The sequence below is a fragment of the Legionella nautarum genome, assembly GCF_001467895.1.
Classification (GTDB): domain Bacteria; phylum Pseudomonadota; class Gammaproteobacteria; order Legionellales; family Legionellaceae; genus Tatlockia; species Tatlockia nautarum.
The window spans coordinates 114,910-126,042 of sequence record NZ_LNYO01000027.1 but is presented as its reverse complement, the minus strand read 5'-3'; the positions used below and the strand labels follow the sequence as shown (position 1 = coordinate 126,042).

Genomic DNA, 11,133 nt, shown 5'->3' with positions numbered 1-11,133 from the left:
ATAACAATAGGTTAAATAGGTCTAAAATACAGTGATTTCTTAACTAGAGCCAAAACAGATATATCAATATGCTATATAATAACCAAGTCGAATAAGTTAATTTCTAATTTAATGCTTAAGTGGGTGGCGGCTCCATTACTCCCTTTGCCCCAGGTAGTGACCTTTCCCCCGAATTAATAGCACGTCTATTACAAGGGGAAGCGACTTCATTCCATGCTGAATTATCTATCTCCAGTAAAATTTGAAGTCAAATTAGTCGTTTAGATAAGTACCTGTTTTTCTCAGGCAAGATCAAAACTAGAAGGTATTCTTTCGTGGCAAGTGATCCTACTAGGATTTTCATTCTTTTTCTTGTAATTCTTTTGATGGCCTCTTTAAAAGTCAAAATAACGTTAACCCGATGCAGGAAGAATGAAAAAATAATTACTCGGTGATTGATATGTGGGCATTTCAAGTTAATTTCATTTATAATGTCGAAAATTTAATCCAGTACTAGTCGTTTATTCAAATTGCAGCATTGATAGCTCTGTGTAGATAGGATCGGCTTAGTTACAGAATATCAAGGACTTACTCATGCGTGAGCGCGGGAATAACACTGATCAATCGCGAAACAATAACAACCATCATGATGATCATCAAGAGCACGGGGTAGCCTCTCAAATAGGCGATGCCGCGCACGCTGTTGCTCAAGGTTTAGGACCCGTAGCAAGATCTGCTCATTTTTTAAATCAACATTTACCTCGTCCTTTGCATATTATCAGTGAGGCTGTTGAAGTAGTGGCAGAAGTTGCCCACGATATCGCGCACAATCCAGGAGAGGTTGTTGAGAACCTCGCTTGCGGCAGTGCATCAGGCTTAGTCAGAATCGGAGGCACTGCTCTTCTAACAGCAAGAGTTGTAGCCCCAGCAGCTGTGATTAATTCCATAGCAGAAACACCATGGGTTGGAATTCCTGTGACTATTGGTATCGGTGTAGCCATTCAATCTAGTGTAGATAGAACTGTAGCACCCTGGGCTCAGGCTACAAATCAGGCATGTCATAATGCTTTTGCCTCGGCGCGAGGGACTCAGACCCCCTCTCAAACGCAGACACCAACTGCGTCAGCACAAAGGCAATGTCAAACAACCTTAACTCGCGATCGTATACTTAATAATGCATTAAATTCTTTTGCACCACCTAATGTTAATATTTATCGACCTAGGCCTTCAGCGCCAAACATGATTCCACGACCTTATTCATGGCAATCACCCTTTTATAATCCTTATGGTATGAATAACTCTTATAGTTACTTAAATATGTATACCAATACTTATAACTCTAATTTTAATCGAGTCTCTTCATTGGATGTTCATAACGCAGTGAGAAGGGCTCTGTCACAGGAGATGAGCAAATTATCTCCAAGCTTATTTTCCGCTTATTCTAAAGCATGCAGTGAGCTTGGTATGGGTTATTCCTTATCACTGGGCGAATTTCGCAGTGTAGCTTCAATGACAAATTTAATTTCAAGTTATAATTCGTTTAATCCAGGATCAAAATTACGTGACGTAGTCAATTTTTGTCGTGAAATAGGTGGTGTTGGCAACGATGTATCGACTATCAACGATCTCATTGACAGCGAGGCTCATGCTTTAGCCAATGAATATTTTGTTTGTCTACCTACGGATGTAAAATCACCCTTTCCAAAACCTTTTTTGAGTCAAATAACCCGTGAATTAAAGGTAGGTTATTTCACGCATAAATCCTTTCCCTTTTTTAGTTTACACTTTAATCAAATGGGCTTTTTGTACCCTGTTATTCATCCGGCTTATCAAAACACGCTCATAGGAGAAATTATCGGATTATTAGATTATTGGATGAAAGGCTTTTTAAATGGTGGCGTTTTTGATGCTGAATTTTTAAAGATTTGGCATGAAACAGGTAATTGTGATGAAGCGTTTCTCCGCAGTAAACTGATAGACTTGAAGAAATATTGCAAAGAACAAGCCAAAGGAGTGAACTATACTTCTTTGCGTGAACTAATGAGCAGATATGGTTTGAATGATAAGAGTGCTACTCAATCAGCTTATCAACAACCTTTTATGACTTCTTTTCGTATTATAGCTAGCCAAGAAAAAGTTCAAAGAAATGGAAATATTTTAATTCCTCATCCTACCTTCAGAGTCGAATACAGCATCGATTTAATGCCTGATTATAAACATTACATAGAAGAATATTGTAAAGAACATGGGCATTATCCTGAAGAATATCAACAAATCAGACATTGTTATGAACTCTTTGCTGAAGAAATAAAAGAAAAGTTGCCAAAACTCCCTTTCTGTCAGGATTTCTTCCAATTATTAGGAGCTATTAATTCATTTTGCTATTTTTATTCCACCCTTGACAAAATGGGTAAAGAACCAGTTTTTGATGAGATTCCTAGCACTCATGCTTATCCTTTTCCAAAGTCTCTTCCCCCCATCCCTGTACGCTATTATCGTACTCTGCCCTTGGATATGAATTTTGCAGAGGTTATCAATCAAATTATTGCATCACAACCTCAAGGAACATTAGACACCTCCCTAAAAGCACTTTTTTCAATGCAACGCATCCGAAAGCTACCCTTCTATTTGGATGAACAAATAACCCAAGCCGTACTTGCAATTATGCGTAACAAACTTGCTTCGCAATTTCCAGGCGGAATAATCGAGGAGCTTAATGAAGAAGACGTGGAAAAAATAGCCGGCACTGCCAGCCATTTTTTACTTCAACAGTTGCACCAAGTTCATGGTGGTTTACATCAGGCTCTAAAAAGAATGTCCACCCACCTTAAAGAGGATGATAAAAAAGCACTCAGCACACTTCCCCTACCAGAAAAAATAGAGCGCACCAAAGACGCATTAAAAAAACATCTAGAAACTCTGATCTTACGTTGGAAAGAATCGCCAGAATTAGCTATTACCGAATTGTTTAATGAAATCCCAAAAGATCTTCATGAAGAGGTGCGTAAAAAATTCAAAGGAATGGAAGAAGAAATAAAGAAACATCTTGATGAAGTAAAGGACAAACAAATTTCTACCATCATTGAAAAAGAAATCGTAAAAATGGAAGCCGCTATCAATCAGCAAGTGGCAGAACAACTGAAAGAAGCAAATATTGAACTTTCGAAACTTACAGAACTAAAGGCTAATCGACAAAGAGAACTTGTTCAAATCAATGAAATAAAAAACAACCGTCAAAATGAACTTGCCAAAGGTCCAGGAATAAAAAGTACTCTTCAAAAGCGAGTCACTGAATTAACAGCTCTAGTTAATAGTAAACGACAACACCAAACAGCCCAAGTAAACTCTATTCCAGCACATTTAAGAGCCGCTAATCAGGCCAATATCAACAAATTTCTCGCCGAAACGAATCAGCAAATAAATGACCTTACTAAAGCCATTATGGAGACAAACAGCAATATCAATGAAGTTGATAAGAGTATGAAGAAAATAAGTGAAAATATCGGGGAAATTGATAAAGCTATAAAGGAGTTAAACGAAAACATCAAGGAAATCGATGAAGCAATGGCTGATATTAACAAAGGCATTAAAAATGCCCCCGCGCTTGTAGCAGCTGATATTGCTAGAAAAAAAATAGAAATTGATCAGAGTGTTCGAGAGCATTTTCAATCTGAACAAAAGGTAGAAGAGTTCCAAAAAAATCAAGAAAAAGTAATTGCTCATGCCTCTAAGAAAGAGGCCGTTAGAATTTTAAAGGTTATCTATGAACAACAGGTAGAAAGATTAGACACTTTCTCAGTACATATTGATTACTTTACCAATACCTTGCTAAAGGCTGAGGCTGTATCAACGCGCCCTATCTGTAAAAAATACACTCATGCAGTGATAGGATTCACTGGTCAGGATTTGGCAGAAAAAACGGGCGATAATTTTCGTATTATAGGCGGCTGTGGAATGTCGCTACCCAACGTTGAAAGTAAACCCATCGTTAATGGAGAAGATTTTGCCCTATCCGTCGCCAACGCTTGTTTGGATAATGAGGAAGAAATTAACACCTTTCAGTATCAAGGGCAGATCTATACTGTTATCAGAGTTGCGGTTAGAGACTGCGATACCCAGTTAGATTATCAGTTGGCTGAGGAAACTTCAGCCCAGGACATTGCTCAAGAAATATTATCATCCATTAGTGAAACCGACAGCATTGATGCCTCGGTATCAGCGGAGGTTGTCAAAACGGTAATGGACGCCAGTGGTGCGACCTTCATGCATTATGCTGCAACTTTGCTTAGTGAGCCTTATTTTGAAAAGTTACTGAGCCTTTCACCAGATGAAACAAATCATCAAGACAGTTTAGGTCATCTTCCTATTCATGCTGCCAGTATTGCAGGTAACTCTGAAGTAGTGGAAAAACTCATAGAGCTAAACCCACAGCAATTGGAGGCCTGCACCAAAAGTGGGGCAACACCTCTTATACTGGCTGCTCAGTATGGAAAAAAAGCAGTGGTCGAGAGGTTACTCTCTTTGGGTGCTAATCCCAATTACGGTTTACCCAATGGCTTATATCCCTTGTATATTAGCATACAGAATAACTACCCTGACATTGCTTTGCTGATGTTAGAAAAAGTCTCCACACTTGAAATCAGTAAAACCATAGATAATCATATGACCCCGCTTCACCTAGCTATTGAAAATAAATTATCCGCAGTTGCGCTGAAATTAATTGCAAAAGGTGCAAAGCTGGATGTTAAGCGTAAAACGGATGGATTCACCCCTCTTCATTGTGCAGCTCAACAAGGTGAGCTTGAGCTAATTAAACTAATGGCACAACAAGGTATAAATCTGTACTTGCCGCTTGAATCTAAAAAAACTATTTTGCATATCGCGGCCGAAGCAGGAGATGTTGAGCTAATTCGCTATTTAATCGAGCAAAGACTTTCCGTCGATGAGAAAACAATCGATGGAGAAACGCCACTCATGTTAGCCATTAAAGCTGGACATGTTGAAGCGGCCCAGTTATTAGCACAGCATGCTGCTATCAACACGATTAACGAGCAGGGACAAACCGCATCCATGCTTGCTATACAATATGGCATGCCCACTGTAAGTGATATTTTGATAGCTCGAAATGAAAATCCCCAATTACGCGATAAGCAAGGTTATAGCTACGTTTATTATCTAGTCCGAAATGGTGAATACCACCGGTTTAAGCTGTTAACTAAGCAACATCAAATTGATGCAAACCAAAAGTATGATGGGAATAATTTATTGGCTCTTGCTGCACAATTTGGTCATTTTTTTCTTGCCTATGACTTGATTGATAAACAAGTCCCTTTCAAAAGCAAGCAAAAGGATTTAAAACTTATTCATCATGCTGTTATTGCCGATGAGATTGGTTTTCTGCGTGAGTGGCTAGATGAACATCAACTTGATGAAGGCAATGTGACTTCATCGGGCATTTATTCCGGAAAATCCCTAGCTTGGTTTGCAGCTCAACATGGCAGTAATCGTTGCTTAGCCTTATTACTTAAGCAATTGGGCTCTAAAGAGGTTAAAAACCAAGACTTGCTTTCAGCAGCAATTAACAGCCGTAATAGTTCTACTGTCAATATGGTGTTGCAACGTTGTGAGGACCTTAATCAACCACTAGATACCAAACAAAATACAGCACTACATCTTGCTGTAAGCCAAGGCTCACTTCAGCTTGTCGAATTACTTTTGAGTAGGGGATCGGATGTTTTTTTAAGAAATACCAATAAGCAAACAGCCTTCCATATAGCAGTTAATCAGGAAGATGATTATTTGCTGAAAGGCTTATTTAAATTAACGCGTCCTTCAGAATGGCCTCATGATTTATGGCTGATTGATAAACCTTCTCGTGCTGTAACCAAGGTTTTGGAAAAGTACCGTAAACGCCTCCCCGTTCCATCTCAGAGTAAAGATATGTTAGCTACGGTAACAGCTGACTTAGCTTATGAAGTCGCTACCCTTCAACCTTTTGTAGAACCTAAACGGATTGAAATTTTAAAAGAATTATTTGAAGAAGAAGCTTTTGATGAGGCAGCTGATTTGCTTGAAGAAAACACTGACTTATTAAATGCATTTAAATCCTCCTCTGGCGGTACCTTATTACAAGCAATTTTCGCCAATATCTATGATTACACTTCAGTGATTAAAGAGCTTGAGGACAAGGCTGATGATATGCCTGCTTTTTCTCAACCAGACAGAATGTTAGCCTTGTTAAAAAAAGAAGGCATTAAACCTACAGATTTTATTGGTAAAGAAAATGTCTTGCTGGCTATCATCATGGCGAAAACAGAAGAGGATGCTTGTTATCGTTTGGAACTATTTTCAAAATGGTTTCCCGAAAGTTTACCCTTATTGGCGCAAGATCATTACACGGCCAAAATACGTTTCGCAGAACTTGCTTTAAAGTTAAACAAGCCTAAGTTATTTGAAAAGCTTGATGAGTTATGTTTAGGGCATCAAACAGGTGAAAACTCATCCTTTTGTGGTTTACATGAGGCGGTTCTAGCTGATAATTACACCTTAGTTAAATCATTACTAACACGCTACTCAGCTAATTTATTAAACAATAAAAAACAAACTCCTTTAATGTTAGCTGCAGCGAAGGGTAACATTCGTATCATGGAGTTATTACTTAGCCAGGGTGCAGAAGCTGATCGCCAAGATATCCAAGGCCAAAATGCATTAGCTTACGCTCTTTCGACTAAATCTGAACAGACCGCACTGTTTATTCTACCCTTGTTACGCCATAAGAATCAGGCAGACAGACGAGGCATTACACCACTGGCTTTAGCTGCAGCAAAAGGCATGTTATCCATTGTTCGCTACTTATGTGAAGATGCAAATTATACTCAGTCTTTTGACGAACTAGGTCACAGTCCTCTTCATCAGGCAGCGCTTGCAGGCGATGTTAAAACGATAACCTATTTAGCCACTCATGGCTTTGACGTTAATCAAGTGGAAATGCCTTCCAGTCCTAGTAAACTCAAACGCTGCCAAAAAAGAACCCCCTTACACCTTGCAGCCTTAAGTGGGCATGTCGACGCAGTAGCAGCTCTGCTAGAACTGGGTTCTGATCCTGATATAGCTGATGCTCTAGGAAACACTGTCTGTGAATATGCAGTCTTAAGTAAAGATACCGAAATGCTAAGAGCCATCAAGCAATTACCTTCCTGGCATAGTCAAGAACATGACCGAACCTTACTACAAGCAGCAGCAAGATCAAATAATAAGGAAGCAGCCAGTGAATTGATTTTAGGGGGTATCAATCCCAATGGAGTCGACGCTGGCGGTCGAACAGCATTACATCTTGCTGCCATAACTAACTCTGGTGATGTAGCAAAACTGTTGATTCAAGCAGGACAAGCGGTGATCAACTTGCCGGATAACCAAGGTAATACCGCCTTACATCACGCCGCTTCTTTTGGCCATGTACGCATCATTGACTTGTTATTAGCTCAAGAGCCAACTGCAGTAAACAAAGCCAATCAAGAAAATTCAACACCACTTTTTATAGCCTGCAGTCAGGGACATAGTGGAGCAGTGGCGGCATTGCTAAAAGCCGGTGCTGATTTTACTATTCCCAATCCTCAAGGGCTCACTCCTGCTCAAATTGCATTACTAAAAGGTCATTTGGCTATCGCACATCAATTGGTTGCAGCTGGTGATAAGAGTTTAGAAATAACCAATATTGCAATGCTTTCTCAGACTGTCAAAGAAAAAATAAAGGAAAAGCACACTCAATTTGTGCTTGAGGAACGATTGTTGATGGCAAAAGAGTCGAAAGTTGCAGACCGGTTAATTAGACATGGTATTTACCGACCCGTGTTTAATCATAGCAGAAGCAAAGAGACGCTGTCAGAGACTGAGAGCAACATACCTTCGAAGAATTAATTATTGTATCCAGGATTTATACTATGTTTAGTAAAGCATGTTCAGTCAGCCTTTTTGCACCACCAGTAAAAGGAGAAATAGAAAATCAGTTTCCCGCTTCTTTCTTATTCGATGAGCCAGATTATTTTCTATTACAAGAAAAAGCAGAAGCATGGATTAAAAAAGCTGTGGATGAAAAGAAGGCTCATCTATGGGCTATTTTCTGTCAACAACTTAATCTGCTTCAAACCACTAAATCAGTAAAAAGGATGCTTCTGCAAATGGTATTAAGCTGCTTTTTATCACCTATTGATCAAGGGGAATTAGCACAATTAATTGTCTTAGCCACACACATTCAATCGCTTTATGGAGAGCGTTTATTTCAAGCTTTATTTACTCTACAACAACCAGTAAAAGCTGCGCATATAGGAGATTATTTAACTGCATGCCAATTATTAGTTGATTTACACGAACAACCAGGGATTTTTAAATTGGTCAAGGAAACCATGCCAGATACCAAACGTTTAGTTGAAAAACTGGAAGAAATGCATATCAGCTACCTTGGTTTAAAATATCCAGAACGAGATATTGAAGAAACCCTATCAAGATTTGCTCAACAAAGTGAGCTAGTTCAATTTCCCTTATCAACTGAAGAACTTGAAACACTGAAAACTCAGTATGCAGCGGTCAAAGCGACAATGAAGTCACTCAATACGTTGCCTCTACTAGCACTACAGGAACGGGCAAAAGCCTGTGCTGCAGAATGGAAAGAAAAACAGGACACCGATGCAAAACACCAGTTGATTGCAATCATCTCCGAAACTATCCGTCGTACCTATAAAATTTCACCCTATGATACGCAAATTTTATCTGTGCTAGCACTGATTAATACACCTGAAAAATTAAAAGGGCGAATAGCACAAATCAAAACTGGCGAAGGCAAATCTACCATCATTGCAATGCTTGCTGCATTCATGGGATGTCAAGGGAATTTCGTAGATATTGTTACTTCATCACCTGATTTAGCTATTCGTGATGCTGAAAAATATGCTCCTTTCTTTGAAGCCCTTGGTTTAACGGTATCACATATCTGTGATCATCATGGCAAAGAAGAAGACTTTAGTGGTCAAATTCTTTATGGAACCAATACTGACTTTGAATTTGCTATGTTAAGAGATGGTCTCAATAATACAAAACTTCGTCAGTCAAAGCGTGATGGCGTCTTACAAGATAGAACCTTCGATGTCGTCATTGTTGATGAGGTTGATAATTTATTTTTAGATACTGCTTTAAATTCTGCTCTGCTATCTATTCCAGGAAAAGAAGATATCACGTGGATTTACACAACCATACTTGATTATGTAAGAAAACACCGTGACCAGAAAAAATCGTTGAACGACATGGCCATTGAGTTGCACCATCAATTGTTTTCCCAATTCGGTGAGCAATATGGTGAAATACTACAAACTCTAAACGATCGTCGACTTAAAAAATGGCTAGTTAGTGCTATGCAAGCTTTGTATCAAAAAGAAGAAGGTAAAGACTATGTCGTGAAATCTTCATCCGGGCAATCAGCTGCTAACTCAGCAGAACATGAAGATATTGTTATAGTTGATTATATTAATACAGGTCGTCTTAACGAAGGAAGTCAATGGAAAGATGGATTACATCAATTTCTTCAAGCAAAACATGGTCTACCTATAACCCCTGAATCCTTAACAGCAGCCTCTCTTGCACATCCTACTTATTTTGGTTTATATCAGCTGATAATGGGATTAACAGGAACTATGGGTGAAGCAGTTGAACGTGAAGAAATTCAAAAAATTTATGGTGTTGACAGCTTCGATGTACCTCCGCATTTTCCAAGCCAGAGAGAGCATCTTCCTGATTTTATCTTTAAAACTGAAGAAGAAAAACATCAACAATTACTCAAATATATTTCTGAAATACAGAGTAAAAAGCGTCCTTCGCTTGTATTGTTTAAAACAATTAAAGAGTCTGAGCAATTTAGCGAATTACTTCGAAAACAGGGAATAAAACACCAACTCATTAATGAAAATCAACGAGAAGCTGAGGAATATTTAGTCTCACGCGCTGGAGAAGAGTCTATGATAACCATAGCAACAAATACAGCGGGCCGTGGTACTGATATACTATTATCTCCTGAGAGTAAGGAAGCAGGAGGTTTACATGTAATTTTTACCTTTTATCCTAATAATCTTCGAGTACAAGGACAAGGTGGTGGTCGTGCAGCTCGACAAGGCCAACCCGGTAGTTACAATATGATGTTGAGTTTTGAAGATGATGACTATATTAAAGCTCTATTTGAGCAACTCACTCAAAATACTTTTAGTCAATTAGTGAGTCATAATGACGATAATGCTAGTGAATTTCACGATTTTCATGTTCTGCTTTCCTCGCTAAAGACCGGAGTATTCCCAGCTGCAGAAATAATCACTATTCTGGATAAATTGCGCACGAAATCAATTCAGAAAGAATCAGAACGCCGCTACCAGTGCTCACAACAAGAAGTAATCTATTTTGAAAAGCTACAAGATTTTTTTATACAATTAAATGCTCTAAATCAACTATTACAAGATGCCGTTTTTAAAGAGAATTTCATTAAAATTTGTACAACAGGTGAGTTAGATGGAACTGAGATAAGTCCATTTTGTGATGAGGATGGTGCATGGAAACAAGTCCACGAAGCAGCTAAGCTTTTGATTTCAAATCAATGTAAGGGGTTGGAGGTTGATTGGTCCGGATTTTATGATCAATTCAAACGTTCTTGGCTTTCAAATGCACGTCGCCAGTGGGCACTTTTTTACAATAAATTGCATGATGAAATTGAAGACGGGGATATTGGCACAGTAAAAATGCAAGTGGAACAAGCTCAGACTAAATCGAGTACGTCCTTAAACAATTATTTATTTAACCCAGGAGAAAAGATAGTCAGCGTCTTACAAAGCATTCTGTATTCTGCTTACCAAGAAATTTCACACGATTTGGAACCGGTGAATCATTTTCAAATGGCAAACTGAGCGTGATATGACCTTGAATTAATGTATCAATGGTTCTTTTGTGTAACTGCATTTTTCATTGAGGAAATCTACCCTCAAATTGCGATGGCAAATCGGTTCATGGCAGTTCTCCAATCTCTCAAAGACATAGTCCATTTTTGGGAAGCCAAGTATATCACCTTGAGTGCCGAACGGTCATTAGGGAATATTTTCCGATTATTAATCGATTTTCTAATGA

Annotated in this window: 2 protein-coding genes and 1 pseudogene; 2 read left to right on the top strand and 1 reads right to left on the bottom strand. The window is 38.7% G+C overall.

Annotated features, from left to right (window positions below; all coding sequences use genetic code 11):
* Window positions 1–573 precede the first annotated feature (573 nt).
* Together Lnau_RS15955 and Lnau_RS15950 are read left to right on the top strand one after the other, a co-directional pair.
* Entirely contained in the window at window positions 574–7,896 is a 7,323-nt protein-coding gene (locus Lnau_RS15955) for an ankyrin repeat domain-containing protein (protein WP_058506132.1), read from the top strand.
* Between the two features lie 23 nt (window positions 7,897–7,919).
* Window positions 7,920–10,916, top strand: coding sequence for a preprotein translocase subunit SecA (locus Lnau_RS15950; protein WP_058506131.1), 2,997 nt, complete (start codon window positions 7,920–7,922; stop codon window positions 10,914–10,916).
* Between the two features lie 74 nt (window positions 10,917–10,990).
* Here the strand turns inward: Lnau_RS15950 and Lnau_RS16855 are convergent.
* Window positions 10,991–11,133, bottom strand: a pseudogene (locus tag Lnau_RS16855) (IS256 family transposase); the annotation flags it as partial.

What these genes read in the sequence shown, in the direction of transcription:
- Lnau_RS15950 (WP_058506131.1), top strand. Translation starts at nt 7,920, where the DNA reads ATGTTTAGTAAAGCATGTTCAGTCAGCCTTTTTGCACCACCAGTAAAA.
- Lnau_RS15955 (WP_058506132.1), top strand. Translation starts at nt 574, where the DNA reads ATGCGTGAGCGCGGGAATAACACTGATCAATCGCGAAACAATAACAAC.